The following is a 16,152-nucleotide window of genomic DNA, read 5'->3' on the forward strand; positions in this document are numbered from 1 at the left end:
TTCTCCATCGGTGTTAGTGATAAAGCAATCATGCTTATCTTTAGCGACATCAATTCCTACAAAAATCATATAGGACCTCCTTAAAATAGATTGATACTGTTTTAAGATCCACAGGGCTCCTTGCAATCGTAACCTACTTCTTGATAAACCGTCATGCGGTAACTAACTGATTAACAAATAAACAAAGAGACTGTGGTTGGAGCCTCTACTAAACCGTCTATGCGGTAGGAGTAATAAACCAATCCACAGCATCTTAAACAGCATAGTCGAACCTATAGAAAAGGTAAAGAAAGACTATGACTAATACTAATAGTAGGGAGTAATATTTAATCGAATGTGATTATCTACTAAGAAACGCACTACAGCTTTATCTTCTACTGCCGCAATTCCATGTTGCACTTCATCAAGTTCCAAACACTCCACTGCTTTTCTTACATCCTCTGCCGTTCCCCATTCACCAACATGTGCTTTTAGCTTAAGTCCTTCAGATTTTGCTCTACGATAAATAGACTTGAAGTTTTCTATTGGCTGTGCCAGCTCATCACCATACAAATCAATTGAATAAAAAGCCTCATTCCCCCAGAAATGAGACAAACAATCTTCTAGATATCCAATATCACAGTGTCTAGATAAACCGATTTGTAATCGCAATTCAATTTCTGGCGCTATCTCTTGATTAGCTGTTTCAAATGCTGCTACTAGCTCATCAATATCACCATGAAAAAATTCGTTTAGCCCCCATACATCCTCCCCAATTTCTAAGATAGTGACTCCATCTTCCTTTGCTTGAGCAAACGTGGCATCTATTAAAAGCCTTCGTCCTTCTGACGAATTAAAAATCTGTCCTATATTCTGTTCATTCCAAGCATGCATATCATTCATAGAATGAAGCGGTTTCTTAATTGCTTGAATATTTTCTCCTATGTGTTCACGCAAGTATTTTCGACTTCCACCTAACACAAAATGATTATGCAAGTCAGCCTTAGGAAACTTACGAATCCCCTCAATATTTTCTTGCTTCAATTCATCTATAAATCCCATCTATGCTCCTAACGATTCATGTTTTGCTTTACATCTGAAAAATATTCTAGCAAACGACCACCATCTAAACAACAAAAACAAGAAAACTGTCGTGTATATTTTACTTTGATATAAAATAACGGAAGCGTGACACGCTCCCGTTAAACATAATCAAAAAAGCTTATTCATTTTCTGTATCAAGTAATCTCTTTAATTCTTCTATATCAGGAAGGGCTTTTCTAAGGTCCTCTGACATATCTCTAGATGTTTTATATGTTGCAACACCCATTGGCTTTGAATAATCTTGGATTACATAATCAACAAATGACTTATTCATATCCTTACACAAAATCAGTCCAATAGCAGGATTCTCATGTGGCTTTTTTTCATATCCATCTAGTACACTTAAATAGCCTTGTAACTGTCCTAGATAAGATGGTTTAAACTTTCCTCGCTTGAGTTCGACCGCAACCAGACAATTTAATTCCCTGTTAAAGAAGAGTAAATCGATGTATTGATCTTCTCCAAATGCATCTAAGTGATATTGGTTACCTATAAACGCAAAATCTCTTCCAAATGTTAAAATGAAATTCTTAACATTATTTACTATTGCATTTTCTACAACTTTTTCGTCTATATCAGCTGAATCACGGATATCAATTTCTTCAACATTTATGTAATCAAGTAGATATTCGTCTTTAAATGTATTAATTGCTTTAAACGCTTTTACTGCTGGACTTAATGTACTTGAAAAATTGTTAGACAAATTTCCTTGATGCTCAAAATCATTAGCTGCTATACTCTGCTTTAATTGTTCAAGTGAATACTTTTCGCTAGCGCTTCTTTTAATATAAAATATTCGTTCATCATAACTTTTTACTTTTGAAATTATTAGCAAATGATTACTAAAACTAATTCCTAAAAAAGCTTCTACTGAAAATGATTCTAAATTTGGCAGACGGTTCTGCCAAATTTGAACATCAAAACCATAACTACTTTTGGCAGAAGCTTCTGCCAAATTATAGTTTTCGTTATTCGATGTATCTAGAGTTGACCATTCCTCATAGAAAACACGCATATTTCTAAGGTTTCGAGAAGAAAATCCTCGTAGTCCTGGTAATTTTCTTGTTAATTGTTCACTAATTGTATCAATAGCTCCCTGACCCCAAAATCCATTTCTTGAATTATGTGATATATATTTTCCAATGCCAAAATAAAGCATTAACTGTTTTTCATTTGCAGATTTCGCAGCTTCATACTGACTTTGAAGTATTGCCGTCTTAATAAGCTGTACCGCATCTCTATATTTCTGATCCATATCAGACCTCCGATTCCTTATTTCATTATTAAGAAAAATGATACTACATACTTTTAAATAAATTCAAATATATATTATGACATCTCGAGATTTTAATCGAGTGGCAAGCAATGATTTGGTCGGACAAATCTCCTATTCGGCCTACAACACATTTTCCAAATGTGAGTTTTCTCGCTTACGCTCGCTTGAACCTCTACCCTTTTCCTCTCCATAAAGCATTTCAAGATTCTTACGTGCTACATAATAATCATATATGTCTTTTCTCAATTCCTTATATTCCTGATACTCTGTTTTTTTTATTTCAAGTACAGTTCCATATTCTTCACGCAGTTTTTTGAGATTAAATAAATTCTTGTTACCCACCTCTTTATAGATTTCCCTTGCAGCTTTAAATCTAATAATCTCTTCTTCATGCTGCGAATAATATTTTTTGCTATAACCACTGGCTTTATACTCATCAAAGTATTTTTTGTTCTTGGAATAATCAATAATGGCATTTTGCATCCTCTTGTTTTTTTCCAGATAAGCCTCATGTTCTTTTATTGATTCCTTTAATCTATCAATTTTTTGGGTTCGTTCATCTGTTATTTTGCAGAGTTCTTCATATGATGCAATTTTCTTTTCTTCTAAAAATAAAATAGTCTTTGCCATTTGTTTGGCATTGAATCGCTTCGCCCAGGTAATATATCCTTTACCCTTTCCTTCTAAAGCTTTATTCTGAACATCTTTAAGAAACTCTATGCGTTTATCCTTAAAATTAGCCTTTCTAGTGTAACTTCCCTTTGCCTTTCGTTCAGAATAACTCATTGGAGTTTTAATTACTGAAAGACCATTTTCAAGACAAAGACAATCTGATATTTTTCGTACCACCATTGATGATAAGTAATAATTATTAAACTTTCGCTTACCATCAGTTGACACGGAATTAAAAATTATATGATTATGAATATGCTTTTTATCTGTATGCGTTGAAACAATAAAAGCATATTTCCCCTTAGTAAAACGCATTGCCAATTCATAACCTATCTCATTCGCCTTCTCTGGAGTGATTTCCCCTGGTTTGAACGACTGTCGAATTTGATAAGCAATTACTTCATTACTACGGACTCCCGCAACCTGATTATGATACATCTGCTTATGTAACAAGAACTCGACATCAGCTGTACGTATATCACATTCATAACTAGATACATATTTCCCTTTTTCATTTTTTTCTTCATTTAGGGCATATGTCAATCTTTCTTCAAGGCATTGCGACATTGTTTTACCCTTATTTAGATGTAAAGGTATTATTCTTGTAGTAGCCATAGTTCCCCCTTTCGTAATTACTTCCTCATAACCATATTGTGGTTTACCTCTGCTTGATAATAGCTTTTTATCGTTGTTGGAGCATTAAACAGACTGGCCAACATATATTTCTTAATGTTCCTCACTTTGGTACAGTTCTTCGACATACATTCAACAACATACTGAACATGAAACATATTTAACTTATTCAGTTTTCTTTTTACTAATTCACTTGAATATCTACAGCTTGCTATAACTATGCTTTTATCCTTTCTTAGCATAGTCTCCAATACCAACTCTAAGATTTCTTCATATAACTCACTATTATCAGGATCATCATTCATCAATACGTCTATACCCAGCTGGTCTCGTATTCTTTTTCCCATCTCCATCACATCTATATCGATAGGATTAGATTTTATATCTACATTAGTATTAATCTCTTTATTATTATTAGAGTTTGTATTTGATACTTCTTGAAGTTTTGTTTCTAAACTCTTAGCAGTTTGTTTTTCAAACTCCTTAGAATATAATTTGTCATCCTCAATAACAAAACTCTTTACATAAATTATCGCAGGCTTTCCTTGTCCCTGCTGTTTCTTTTCAATTAAGCCTATTCCTGATTCATCATCCAATTCTTTAAAAAGTTTAATTGCCTTATTTCTCCCAATATTTAGTTGTTCCATTACATCCACTACCGAGAAATATATGTAGACACGATTATATTTATCAAACCATTTATTCTTTGCTGATAATGCCATTCTATCTAGCATTAATCCATAGAGAAGCTTTGCATCATTACTTAAACTCTTAAAGCGTGGATTTGTTATTAATTCTTTTGGAATTCTATAAAATGTAAATAACTCTGATTCTTTTCCATAAAAATACTTGAACTGAATATCGCTCATATCTGCTATCTCCCTTTCATGCTCTGCTGGTATAACTGCGACAAAGGTTTAGTAGAATCTTTAAATGACAAATAAAAAAGACACCATTCGGATTCGAATCCAAATAGTGTCTTAATTTGTTCAAGTATTTCTCCTGACCTATGTATTATTACGTATTATTCTGTATCTAACCATTTGATTTTGGAGTCAAATTGGTGTCAAAACTGAATCACAATCGTTCTAATACCTATAAATTCAAGAATTAATCCTGTACGTATGGCATAAGTGCAACGTGACGAGCACGCTTGATAGCTACTGTAAGAGCTCTCTGGTGCTTAGCACATGTGCCTGTGATACGACGTGGAAGAATCTTTCCACGCTCAGAAATGTACTTCTTAAGCTTTGCTGTATCCTTGTAGTCGATAACGTTATCTTTACCACAGAAAACACAGACTTTCTTTCTTCTATGCATTGGTCTTCTTCTCTGCTGACCATCGCCTGTCTTATTAAAAGCCATGATTTAACCTCCTATAGATGTTAGTCAAAGCTTTCGTTGCCTTGACTTAGTTGAACGGTAATTCCTCGTCAATTCCATCAGGGATATTCATGAAGCCGTCGCCTGCATCTGAGCTTGGTGCGAAACCTGCGCCACCGTCGAAGCTGCTGTTTCCGCCGCCCTGAGAATTCTTGCTCTCTGCGAACTCAACATTCTCACATACAACATCGGTAGTGTAAACCTTCTGGCCGTCCTTGTTTGTGTAGCTGCCTGTCTGAATACGACCTTCAACTACGAACTTTGTGCCCTTGCGAGCATACTTCTCAAGGAACTCACCTGTCTTGCCAAATGCAACACAGTTAATGAAATCAGCTGTCTGCTCATCTCCATCACGCTTAAATCTACGATCAACTGCTAATGAAAATCTTGCAACAGCGCTGTTGTTTGCTCCACCGTAACGAACTTCTGGGTCTCTTGTGAGACGTCCCATAAGAATAACTTTATTCATAATTAATCTCCTTATCTTATACTATTAAGCCTCGTCAGCTCTAACGCATAAGAATCGAAGTACGTTGTCCATGATGCGAACATTCTCCTCGATCTGAGCAGGTACGCCTGGCTCAGCATCGAAGTGGATGAAGTAATAGTATCCTTCATTCATCTTCTGAATGTCATAAGCAAGTCTCTTCTTGCCCCAATCATCGACGTCTGAGATCTGTCCACCAAAGCGAGTGATATACTCCTTTGCCTTTTCAACTGTGGCAGTTCTTGCATCGTCTTCGATCTTCGCATTAACAACGAGTGCTAATTCATACTTGTTCATGCTTTCTACCTCCTTTTGGTCTATTGGCCAAACTAGCAATGCTAGCCTAGCAAGGATATAAATGTTTTATACCACGAATTAAGATAATAGCATGAAGCTGTGCGTTTTTCAAGGCTTAACTGAATTTTTATTGTATTTTTTGTATTATTTTCAGTGAATTACAATTCTATTCCCTGAAGCTTTGCCAATTCTGTAAACACCTGTCCGATTCTGTCGGTAATCACCAGTGTGTTCTCCGCTCTGCGAACGGATAAATCGGTTTGGTTGATTATTACCAGGTATTTTCCTCTGAAATAATTAACAAATGATGCTGCCGGATACACTGTAAGTGATGTTCCGCCAATTATCATCATATCTGCTTCTGAAATGGCTCTGATTGCGCCTTCCACTGCATCCTCAGGCAATCCCTCTTCGTAAAGAGTGATATCAGCCCTGACTGTGCCACCGCAATAATCGCACTTTGGGATCTCATCCTCTGAATCGAAAATGAAATCTACTGGATAGCTGGTTCCACAGTTCATACAGTAATTACGAAGTGCACTGCCGTGGATTTCATAGACTTTCTTACTGCCAGCCTTCTGGTGTAGGCCGTCGATATTTTGAGTAACCACGCCTGTGAGCTTACCCATTTCTTCCAGCTTAGCCAGATATTTATGAGCATTGTTTGGCTCGATGTTTCGCGTATCCATCTTTTGACGATGAAATTCGAAATAAACCTTTGGCTCCCTAATCAGACAACTGTGACTAAGTAGATACTCTGGCTGGTACATATCGAATCTGACATCATGCTGATTGTACAAACCGTCCTTGCTTCTGAAGTCTGGAATTCCACTTTCTGTGGATACTCCTGCTCCGCCAAAAAATACGATTTTCGACGAATCTTCTATCATATTTTTCAGTTCTTCAATTTTATCCAAAACATTTCCCCCCTTCTTAAATTCTAAATGTTAAGGTGTAAAACAACTGCAGCACAGATGATTCCGATGAGTATTCCAACAGCGATTTCTGGAATGGTGTGACCCATCTTTTCCTTAAATCTGTTGATATCAAGTGGCTGCTTGCCTTCTTCCTTACGCTCTTCGTTAAGATTGTTCAGTGCCTTGCCCTGGCGCTGTGTTTCAAATCGAACTCCTCTTGCATCATAAATGACAACGATTCCAAAGAATAATGCCATTACGAATTCAAATGAGGAAGCCCCGTAAATTGCGCCAGTCACAACCATAAGCGCTGTAACTGTGGCTGAGTGAGAGCTTGGCATTCCCCCTCCGCCGTATAGTCTCTCCTTGCAAAAACCTGATTTTACAGTATCAATAATGATTTTAATAATCTGCGCAATAAACCATCCTGCTGCAGGTGCTAAAAAAATCTTATTTGTAAACAAATCCACGATGAAATGCATTATATTCTCCTATCTCCTATAGCAAAGCGTTGTAAATATCTCGCTTGCTGACTCCTCTATCTTTTGCCACTGCCTTCATGGCTTCCTTTTTATCCATTCCCTTGCTTAAGTACATATCCATGTGCTCTTCAATAGTCATGTCCTCATATGCCGCTCTTGCTTCTTCTAAAACCTCTGCTTTAGATTTGCCAGCTATAACAAGAACGTACTCTCCTCTAGGCTCTTTGGTCTCGTAGGATTTTAAAGCTCCACCGATTGTGGTCTTCTCTTTTTCTTCGTGTTTCTTTGTAAGCTCCCTACAAAGAGTGATGCCTCTATCCTCACCAAGGACCTCTGCAAGCTCTTTTAATGTGCCTATCAAATGATGTGGTGCTTCGTAAATAATGACAGTTCTTGTCTCGTTTTTGGTCTCCTCTAAGACTCTACGACGTTCTTTCTTGTCTTTTGGAAGAAATGCCTCAAAAGCGAATCGTCTACATGCCTGGCCAGACATGGTAACGGCTGTGATACATGCTGCTGGTCCTGGCACTGATGTGACCTCGATTCCCTCGTCGTAACACATCCTAACAAGCTCTTCCCCTGGGTCTGATATTCCAGGTGTGCCTGCGTCCGTGATTACCGCAATGTTCTGACCTTCTTTTAATTTTTCTATTAAAGTGATGGCCTTCTCCACTTTATTAAACTCGTGGTAGCTGGTCATCGGTGTGTCTATTTCAAAATGATTTAATAGCTTTATTGAATTTCTTGTATCTTCTGCTGCAATTAAATCCACCTCTTTGAGGATTCTTACTGCTCTAAAAGTCATATCCTCAAGGTTTCCTATTGGAGTTGCAACTAAATATACTGTTCCTGTCTGTGACATTTATAATCTCCTATCGGAAGATAATTATTTATCTAATCCGTATATCTCGTAGATTTCATCTGTGTACTGGCCTGGCTCCTTGTAAACAATCAATGGCGCCTCCACTGTAAGCTGGGCTCCGCCGCCACGCACACCTTCTATCAAAACCATGTTTGGTTCCTTATCCACGTATGGGTAAACCAGACGCATCCTTTTGGGCTCAAGCTTGTACTTTCTCATGGCTTCAAAGATTTCTACTATGCGTGATGGTCTATGTACAAAGTAACATCTGCCTCGCTGTCTTAAAACAGCTGCAGTTTCTCGCACCACATCATCTAGGGTGCAAAGCAGCTCGTGTCGAGCTATAGCTTTTGCGTCGTTTGGATTCTTTAATCCATGATGATTTGTCATGTATGGTGGATTGCTGGTGACAACATCCATGGAAGCTTTTCCAAAGATTTCACTAGCACTTTTGATGTCACCCTCTATTATATCAATTTTCTCTTCCAGATGATTAAACAAAACAGAGCGCCTTGCCATATCTGCACTTTCAGGCTGAATCTCTAATCCTGTGAAATGCTTTCCTTCGGTCTTGGCTTCAAGAAGAATAGGCAGAATCCCTGTGCCTGTTCCCAAATCCAGAACCCTTTCTCCTTCCTTGACGCTAGCAAAGCCCGATAGCAAGACAGCATCCATGCCAAAACAGAATTTGTCAGGATGCTGAATTATTTGATATCCATTTATTTGTAAATCATCTAGTCGCTCGTCTTCCTGCAACAGATTATTCATTAATTATCCTCCAGGTCGGCAAGTTCCTTTGCCTCTTCCTTAGAAACCTGAACCTTTTTCTTGCGAGGCTTGAACTTAAGAACTGATGTAGGATAATCCTTTACCTCTTTTAAATCGCCATCTTCAAAAAGAACGCGGACAGTCTGGCGAAGAACGTTTACCGACTGAACTGTACCCTTGATTCCCTCAGGAGTTGTAACTGAGTCATTGATTCCTGGAAGGCGGCTATTAAGGTATTCGTATGTTTCCTGCTCGTTCTTTAGGCAGCACATAAGTCTACCGCAAAGTCCTGAGATTTTTGTAGGGTTAAGTGAAAGATTCTGCTCCTTTGCCATCTTGATTGATACTGGAACAAAATCTCCAAGCCAGCTTTTACAGCAGAGCTCTCTACCGCAGATTCCGATGCCACCCATAAGCTTTGTCTCGTCACGGACACCAATCTGGCGAAGCTCGATACGTGTGTGGAACACTGCTGCAAGATCCTTTACAAGCTCTCTGAAGTCGATACGTCCATCTGCTGTGAAATAGAAAATAAGCTTGTTGTTGTCGAATGTGTACTCGGCACCAACTAACTTCATTTCAAGCTCACGCTTTGCGATTTTCTCCTCGCAAATTCGCATGGCCTCTTTTTCTTTTTCAATGTTCTTGATTGCTTTTTTAGCATCTTCTTCTGTAGCCTTGCGGATGATTTTCTTGATAGGTCCTGGAACCTCATCATCTGAAATCTCCTTGTCTACAAGTAAAACTGTTCCGATTTCTACACCGCGAACTGTTTCAACAATAACCTGATCCTCACGCTTAAGCTCTATGCCGTTTGGATCAAAATAATATACTTTTCCGCCTCCTCTGAAGCGTACTCCAATAACCTTTATCATCTAGTGTCTCCTTTAGTTTTCAGGATTTCTCATCCTCTGTATAAGAAGCATAATGGTCAATTCAAAATTGACATTTGCATTTAGTCTGGCTCTAGTTTCTGAGATTGCATCGAAAATCTCGTTTAGGCCATGATATGACAGGCTCTGTGCCTGGTCGTGAATATCGAAGGCATCCTCTGAAAATAGCAGTAAATCATCCCTCGATGTCGATTTATATAATAGCACATCTCGATACCAAAGAGTTATTAAATCTAGCAATTGCTCGATAAATGGCTGAAATTTCTCACTATCGGAATCTTCTTTTTTATCTCTATCGTTATCCTCTTTGATGGATTTCACTTCGTCAGCTATCTGCTGCTCATCCATTTTGTTTGCTTTTTTGCATAAGGCAACAACACGATTTTTAACATCATTGAAAGTTACATCTGTAGCAAGTGCAATGGCCTTTCCCACATTTCCCTGGGCAAAGCTAGCCACCATTTGTGCCTGATAATCAACAGTCTCATACTGTGTCTGCAATATCCGCTTTATGCTTTCTGTATCTACGGATTTCATTTGGATAAGAACGCATCTAGACAGGATTGTCTGAAGAAATGCATTATGATTTGCTGTAAGCAGAATGATAATCGCGTATTCTGGTGGTTCCTCAATAGTCTTAAGAATGGCATTCTGTGCCTGAGGATTCATTCGCTCTGCTTCATCTACGATATAGATTTTGTATTTGCTACTGTATGGCTTGATATCAACATCATTTACAATCTGCTCACGTACTACATCTACGCTGATGTTATTCTTGCCATCTTCTCTTCTAACGTAAATAATATCAGGATTATTTCTCGATAGAGCTTGTTTGCAAGAATGGCACTCCAGGCAGGCGTCATCTTCAGATGGATTTTCACACTGAAGCATTGCTGCAAATGCCTCTGCAAGCATCATCTTTCCTGAGCCTTTTTCACCGCTGAAAATATAGGCATGGCTATGATTTCCTGTTTTAACTGCATTTCTTAATAGGCTCTTTGCCTCTTCCTGCCCTACTATCTGCGCAAAGCTCATCTAACAAAATTCTCCTAATCTAGGTGATTATATCAAGGAGCAATCCCCTGATTTCATCTACTCTATTTAATATATCAATGTGGTCTTTTTCATCTTGAACAAGGGCTGTTGCCAGCTCATCCATATGCTCATCTACAAGCTTTATCATACCATAAACTCTATGACGCCCACGTCTGTCTAAAAAGTTTTCTCTAGAAAACTTGTGACTTCGATTTACAACCTCGTTAAGGAAATCCTTGACCAATCCGCGGTAGCGCTTCATGTCACGAATATCCATATGCTCAGACAAAAGCTTTCCCTGAGTGGTTATGTCGTTTAAAAGATTTGTGAGCTTTTCCTGAAGCTCAGCATCATCTACGGCTGCTGCAAGTGTAAATTTGAATGTGTCATCTACAGGTGCTGTGGATTTTGCCTGATCTGTAGGTTGAACTTGGCTCACATCATTTACTCTAATATCCATGCTAACCCCTTCTATCTTTTATAAAGGTGGCGATTCTATCGCAAGTGATTCTGCTATCATCATCGTTTTTGAAAACATTAGAAACCTGCGCTGCATCCAGATTCTCCTGTGAGAAATCCTGCTGGTCAGCTAAGAATCGTCTGCACATCTCTTCGTACTTTGGGTGTTCCTGACTGCGTTCTCTTTCAAGTGCTCTCGAAAGACGAACACCATCATCTACCTCTATATATATCGGCAAAACAGCGTCTTTTCCGTAATAATCACGAATCTTTACAAAGCTTTCAACTGTTCCAATGATAAGATAATCATTTTTCGATAAATCAATCTGGCCATCGTCTACAGTAAAATAAAACCATGGACCGTGAACAGTATCGTATTTACGAATTTCGATTACCTTGCCTGCCTCTACTAATTTATCCTTTTCCTCGATAGAAACGAAGTTGTATTCATCACCAGGCTTTTCATTACTTCTGATTGGTCTGGTTGTGTATGATACGATTCGCTTTAAATCTAAATCCCCTTTGTCTAGCAAAAGCTTAAATATAGTGTCTTTTCCCGATGAGCTTTTGCCCATTATGCAATAAATACTTCCCATTTTGTCCTCTTTTTTCTTTTGTATCTAAAGTATAATTCAGCCAAGGCTAATTGACAACGTAGATACAGTCATTATTTATTCCTGTTACGTGTATTCCACTTTCTTTCGCCTGGCGGATTAGTTTGATTGCTTTCTCTGAAATGACTTCCCCTGGTACTACAACAGGTGCCCCCGGCGGATAAAGACAAATCTCATCCTGACATACAAGTCCCGTGGCCTTTGAAAGGTTGACCTGGCGGCCTTCTCCTTTCTTGGCTTCCCAAGGCTCCATTAATTTTTCGCTATCAATCCAGACCATTGGCACATCTACGTTGCCATTCTCTAGTCCTTCGTCTATTTCAATTAATGCCTTTGTTAATCTCTCAAAACCTTCCCTGGAATCCATAATGCTTGTCATGGCAAGCAGATATGAAAAGCTTGAAAGCTCTGTTTCTATTTCGTATTTTTCCCTAAGGATTCTAGCCAGTTCCACCCCGGAGATATTTGTGTTTTTTGATATTACTACAAGCTTTCCTGGATCCTTTGTTTCTTCGTCTTCTACGACTAATTTAAGGTGTTTTAATTGTCCACTAATCTTGTAGAAATCCTGTAAGTTATCCACATAATCCATAAACATATCCTCGGATTGTTCAAGAATGGTCATACAGTGACTAATGGAATTCATCAGCACATAGCTTGGTGAACTTGTCTCGAAAATATCCAAAGCTGCTGCAATCTTTCGGCTATCTACTCTATTTCCATTCACGTGAACTACTGCCGTCTGGGTAAGCGCTGGCAGAGTTTTATGAAGACTTTGGATAGTGATATCTGCTTTACCAACTGCAGATTCTTTAAATGCTTCGTTAAATCCGAGATGAGCACCATGAGCCTGATCAACTATCAGTATTATGCCTTTTGCGTGACAGTATTTTGAAATATCTTCCAACTTACAGTGATATCCTTCGTAAGTAGGGCTCGTCAGAAGAATTGCTTTGGGCATACCGTATTTTTCTACTGCAGCTTTAATCTCTTCTAAAGTTGCTGCCCTGTATATTCCATTTTCATCTGCCTTGGAATTAATATATCCAACCTTCAAGTGTCTTAGGATTGCACCATTATAAACACTTTTATGGGAATTCCTCTGAATTAATATCAAATCATTTTCACTACAGCTGCTGTATATTGCAGCAAGGTTTCCAACAGTAGAGCCGCCTACTAAAATAAAGCTTTTATCTGCTCCATAAATTTTGGCTAACCTTTCTTGCTCCTCCGCTATAACCTCCTCCGGGTCATGCAAATCGTCCACTCCATCAACTTCTGTCATGTCTATTTTATATGGCCCATCAAGCATTCTCTTATGGCCTGGCATGTGGAATGGATACATATTCGATTTTGAATAATCTTCTAATATTTTTTCTAAACTCATTTTCTAGCTTTTATTTTCTACAAAGAATCAATATAATGGATTTTATCAAAGCAAGGAGGATGTTATGAATAGGACTTTAGTTATCCTTTGCGGTGGCGATAGTTCCCGCATGGGTACAAAGAAAGCACTTTTACCCTTTGAAGATAAAACTATGGTTGAATATATCTACGATAAATTCAGTCCATTTTTTGATAAGATTTACCTTTCAGTAAATGAGCGTGGTGACCTTACTCATTTGGGCCTTGATGCTCAGGAAATCCCTGATATCTATCGAAACGCCGGCCCTGTCGGCGCCATTCTTTCCTGCCTTACAATGATTTCAGGAGATAGAGCTTTTTTCATGTCAGTGGACACTCCATTTATGGATCCACGCATTGCAGCTTATCTCTATGACCATTCATATAATTACGACATCACATCTTTTAAGTTTGATGATGAATTTTTAGATACCATCTGTGGTGTTTATCACAAGCGTTGCATCGGCCCTCTTTTCAAAAGTATCTTTTTCAAAAAAACTACCAAGAGTTACATTCAGGCTAGATGCTATACCAATCTTGTGGATACGGAAATTATTAAGAGCATTTCCTCTATTTCCATGGAGCAACAGTTTTACAAAGTAAACGACAGAAAGTCTTATTACTATGCTGTTTTCTCCATTTTAAAACACAACTTTGTTTGCTAATCCTTAATCCAGGAATCGCTTAAGCTGTGGCATCCAATCTCCAAGGAAGACCATGTTCTTTTCCATGGCATCCCAGATTGGGCTTAAAAAATTCATTAGGCAATTATTAACGTCCGACCACTGTGGCTCGGACTTCTTTTTTTGCCTCAATTCGACCTTCCACTTTCTTTTCATGTAGGTGTAATCACTGTAGCTTTTTAGCATATTAAGTCTTGAATCATCAATGGTTATACCTTTTTCTTTTACAAGCTCAGTTAATCTATCCTTCACCTTTCGTCCATTTACTGGATTTGATGTAAGGATTTCATATGCATCATAATAATGATCCATGTTGTTAATAAGCTCTAGTTTATCTATTATTTCAAGCAAATGCTTTGATAGCTCTTCCTCTTTTGGATTGATAAGTACATCTACTTTTCTATTTCCATATGCAATAAGCTCCAAACTAATCTTTTCCGGTTCATGGCTTGCACCGTGCTTTTTGAAATATAGATTAATTGGAATATACATATCATCGACGGTTATCTTTAAACTAATTCCTGTTTCTCCAACAGAACCATTTACCGCCATGCCCTCGAGGGCTCCTTTGGCCATTATCTCCTTCAATATATCTCGCATATAAAGGATTGCCATTTTGTCATCAAGGTCTCTTACATACTCGTAGTAGATATTACTGATGCAAAGATCTTTGTAGACATCAGATTTGAATTCTGCTGAATTGCAAAGATATAACTCATTGCAATATTTTCCATTGGCAAGCAGTTCTATTACAATTTCACATACTGCTGCAGAAAGCAAATTCTTGAAAGGAATATTAAGTTGTTCCGACTTTTCCTTTATGTTTCCTTTGTTAATCATTACAACCACACACCTATCATATTCTGGACTTTTTTAAGAACCTTACGCTCCTTGGCATATTCCATAAGCTTCGCTACATCTTTTTTCTCATCCATGATGTAGGCTAATACTCCTGTTTTGAATATTTCTCTATCTATCTTTTCTTGATATTTCAGTACATCGCAGATGAGTCTTTCTTTGGTGTAGATTTTCATGCGACCACCTGCAAAATCCGTCTCTGTTACTCCAAGTTCAAGCACTTCTGGCTCAGTATAATATGGTTCCACTATCGGATAATCAATGTGGAATCTGGATTTACTTGTGTTTTTATTAATTGCAATACTCCACTTGTATGGTCTGTCCTTCAGATAACCATATACCCAAAGCGCAGATTCGATTGTGAGGATGCCGTCTTCCCCAAACAATTTATAAATCCACTGCTCTTCACTGCATTCAAAATACTTTGTAGTGTAGTATCCACTTTTTACTCTGATTAAATATCCCTCTTCTACGAACTTAAGCACGCGACGATAGTCTACTCCCAGGGCTTCAATTTCACTTGTTTTAATTAATCCGCCGTTAGCCTCTACTAAATCATTAATCTGCTCCAGCTGATACTGCTTCTTTTCATCTCTTGAAAATAAGTTTTCCATTTTTTCCACTCCTGCTTGCTTTACGAGGTTATTTTCTTCATTATCACATTCTATTATTGAGGTGTCAACTAATCCTTAGTTCTATTATGTTTTATGATTTGTCTTCTATTTGTCGTAAATTTGTCCTATAATACAAATATAGCAATTAATATTGTCTTTTTGGAGGAATATATGTCTGAAGAAAAAATCACTCTTAGAAAAAATCCTTCTCGTAAAGAATGTGAGAAGGTAATTAAGAAGATACTAATGACCGAGGTCCTTGAGCGAGGTACAAATGAACATTTCAAAAGCGCTTCTGATTTCATGAGCTACTTCCAGTCTCTATATCCTGCCAGTGACAGCTTAACAAAGCAGGTCCAGCGTGCAGTGAAAGCTCTTGGTATGCCAAAAGATGATCGAGGCTATTTCATAATAAACAAAACTGAAGAACAGCTTGGCCAGGATAAAGAAATTGCGTTTCTAATGACAAAGTCTCATTGCGAGCTTGCTCCTTTTGAGAATTACGAAACATTATTCTTAAAAGCTGATGGAAAATATAAGGATTATCTATTCCAGCTTCTTTCTGAATCAGATACATTTGCAGACAAAGTAATTACCATGATTAACTCTTCAAATGGAATCATATTGTTTACAAACAACAAGCATCAGTTGGAAATTTTGATAAATAGTCTGATAAATAGATAAATATTTTCTATAAACGTGAAAATAATTTTGATGTCTGTGAAAATGCAA

At 37.8% G+C, this 16,152-nt stretch carries 20 protein-coding genes; 2 read left to right on the forward strand and 18 right to left on the reverse strand.

All coding sequences use genetic code 11. The features are described 5' to 3' along the window. Nucleotides 1-306: 306 nt before the first annotated feature. From BM102_RS10805 to BM102_RS10880, 16 genes are all read right to left on the reverse strand, one after another. A complete protein-coding gene (locus tag BM102_RS10805; RefSeq protein WP_090481929.1) occupies nucleotides 307-1,041 on the reverse strand; it encodes an amidohydrolase family protein in 735 nt (244 codons plus the stop codon). 160 nt (nucleotides 1,042-1,201) lie between these two features. Further along, entirely contained in the window at nucleotides 1,202-2,338 is a 1,137-nt protein-coding gene (locus BM102_RS10810) for a PDDEXK nuclease domain-containing protein (protein ID WP_090481932.1), read from the reverse strand. A 141-nt stretch (nucleotides 2,339-2,479) separates the two neighbouring features. Beyond that, nucleotides 2,480-3,646 carry a relaxase/mobilization nuclease domain-containing protein gene (locus BM102_RS10815; protein ID WP_090481936.1) on the reverse strand — a complete coding sequence of 389 codons (1,167 nt, stop codon included), beginning with the start codon at nucleotides 3,644-3,646 and terminating at the stop codon, nucleotides 2,480-2,482. A 17-nt stretch (nucleotides 3,647-3,663) separates the two neighbouring features. After that, nucleotides 3,664-4,533: a DUF6017 domain-containing protein gene (locus BM102_RS10820; protein WP_090481939.1), complete on the reverse strand. Its 870-nt coding sequence runs from the start codon at nucleotides 4,531-4,533 to the stop codon at nucleotides 3,664-3,666. Between the two features lie 241 nt (nucleotides 4,534-4,774). Further along, nucleotides 4,775-5,029, reverse strand: a complete 255-nt coding sequence (gene rpsR / locus BM102_RS10825; RefSeq protein ID WP_028234190.1) for a 30S ribosomal protein S18 — start codon at nucleotides 5,027-5,029, stop codon at nucleotides 4,775-4,777. 46 nt (nucleotides 5,030-5,075) lie between these two features. After that, nucleotides 5,076-5,516 (reverse strand): single-stranded DNA-binding protein, encoded by a 441-nt coding sequence (locus tag BM102_RS10830; protein ID WP_033152471.1) that lies wholly within the window; start codon nucleotides 5,514-5,516, stop codon nucleotides 5,076-5,078. A 24-nt stretch (nucleotides 5,517-5,540) separates the two neighbouring features. After that, complete coding sequence (rpsF, locus tag BM102_RS10835) at nucleotides 5,541-5,831, reverse strand: 30S ribosomal protein S6 (RefSeq protein ID WP_044939204.1); 291 nt, start codon at nucleotides 5,829-5,831, stop codon at nucleotides 5,541-5,543. 158 nt (nucleotides 5,832-5,989) lie between these two features. Further along, the gene (locus BM102_RS10840; protein WP_090481942.1) at nucleotides 5,990-6,748 is read right to left on the reverse strand and encodes an NAD-dependent protein deacylase; all 759 of its coding nucleotides are present in this window, start codon (nucleotides 6,746-6,748) and stop codon (nucleotides 5,990-5,992) included. Between the two features lie 23 nt (nucleotides 6,749-6,771). Beyond that, nucleotides 6,772-7,230 (reverse strand): divergent PAP2 family protein, encoded by a 459-nt coding sequence (locus BM102_RS10845; protein WP_044939208.1) that lies wholly within the window; start codon nucleotides 7,228-7,230, stop codon nucleotides 6,772-6,774. Nucleotides 7,231-7,246: 16 nt separating this feature from the next. Next, on the reverse strand, nucleotides 7,247-8,092 hold the full coding sequence (rsmI, locus tag BM102_RS10850) for a 16S rRNA (cytidine(1402)-2'-O)-methyltransferase (protein ID WP_044939209.1): 846 nt from the start codon (nucleotides 8,090-8,092) through the stop codon (nucleotides 7,247-7,249). Between the two features lie 24 nt (nucleotides 8,093-8,116). Continuing rightward, the gene (locus BM102_RS10855) at nucleotides 8,117-8,860 is read right to left on the reverse strand and encodes a tRNA1(Val) (adenine(37)-N6)-methyltransferase (protein WP_044939211.1); all 744 of its coding nucleotides are present in this window, start codon (nucleotides 8,858-8,860) and stop codon (nucleotides 8,117-8,119) included. Then, entirely contained in the window at nucleotides 8,860-9,735 is an 876-nt protein-coding gene (locus tag BM102_RS10860) for a PSP1 domain-containing protein (RefSeq protein WP_044939214.1), read from the reverse strand. The genes BM102_RS10855 and BM102_RS10860 overlap by 1 nt, the downstream gene beginning before the upstream one ends. 12 nt (nucleotides 9,736-9,747) lie before the next feature. Then, on the reverse strand, nucleotides 9,748-10,788 hold the full coding sequence (holB, locus tag BM102_RS10865) for a DNA polymerase III subunit delta' (protein WP_090481945.1): 1,041 nt from the start codon (nucleotides 10,786-10,788) through the stop codon (nucleotides 9,748-9,750). Between the two features lie 19 nt (nucleotides 10,789-10,807). After that, nucleotides 10,808-11,248 carry a YaaR family protein gene (locus BM102_RS10870; protein WP_033152486.1) on the reverse strand — a complete coding sequence of 147 codons (441 nt, stop codon included), beginning with the start codon at nucleotides 11,246-11,248 and terminating at the stop codon, nucleotides 10,808-10,810. A gap of 1 nt (nucleotide 11,249) precedes the next feature. Continuing rightward, nucleotides 11,250-11,843, reverse strand: coding sequence for a nucleoside/nucleotide kinase family protein (locus tag BM102_RS10875; RefSeq protein WP_044939221.1), 594 nt, complete (start codon nucleotides 11,841-11,843; stop codon nucleotides 11,250-11,252). Between the two features lie 46 nt (nucleotides 11,844-11,889). Then, nucleotides 11,890-13,248 carry an aminotransferase class I/II-fold pyridoxal phosphate-dependent enzyme gene (locus BM102_RS10880; protein WP_090481948.1) on the reverse strand — a complete coding sequence of 453 codons (1,359 nt, stop codon included), beginning with the start codon at nucleotides 13,246-13,248 and terminating at the stop codon, nucleotides 11,890-11,892. Nucleotides 13,249-13,312: 64 nt separating this feature from the next. Between BM102_RS10880 and mobA the strand changes: the two genes are divergently transcribed. Further along, nucleotides 13,313-13,930, forward strand: a complete 618-nt coding sequence (gene mobA, locus BM102_RS10885) for a molybdenum cofactor guanylyltransferase (protein ID WP_090481950.1) — start codon at nucleotides 13,313-13,315, stop codon at nucleotides 13,928-13,930. 3 nt (nucleotides 13,931-13,933) lie between these two features. On the opposite strand, the gene BM102_RS10890 is transcribed toward mobA, so the two are convergent. Both BM102_RS10890 and BM102_RS10895 read right to left on the reverse strand, forming a co-directional pair. Beyond that, complete coding sequence (locus BM102_RS10890) at nucleotides 13,934-14,788, reverse strand: hypothetical protein (RefSeq protein WP_090481953.1); 855 nt, start codon at nucleotides 14,786-14,788, stop codon at nucleotides 13,934-13,936. Next, nucleotides 14,788-15,420, reverse strand: coding sequence for a type IV toxin-antitoxin system AbiEi family antitoxin domain-containing protein (locus BM102_RS10895; protein WP_052169752.1), 633 nt, complete (start codon nucleotides 15,418-15,420; stop codon nucleotides 14,788-14,790). The genes BM102_RS10890 and BM102_RS10895 overlap by 1 nt, the downstream gene beginning before the upstream one ends. A 171-nt stretch (nucleotides 15,421-15,591) precedes the next feature. Here BM102_RS10895 and BM102_RS10900 point away from each other — a divergent pair, with 171 nt between their 5' ends. Beyond that, complete coding sequence (locus BM102_RS10900) at nucleotides 15,592-16,104, forward strand: hypothetical protein (protein ID WP_074791094.1); 513 nt, start codon at nucleotides 15,592-15,594, stop codon at nucleotides 16,102-16,104. Nucleotides 16,105-16,152 lie beyond the last annotated feature (48 nt).

Origin of the sequence: Pseudobutyrivibrio sp. JW11 (genome assembly GCF_900115355.1) — a bacterium.
Taxonomy (GTDB): domain Bacteria; phylum Bacillota; class Clostridia; order Lachnospirales; family Lachnospiraceae; genus Pseudobutyrivibrio; species Pseudobutyrivibrio ruminis.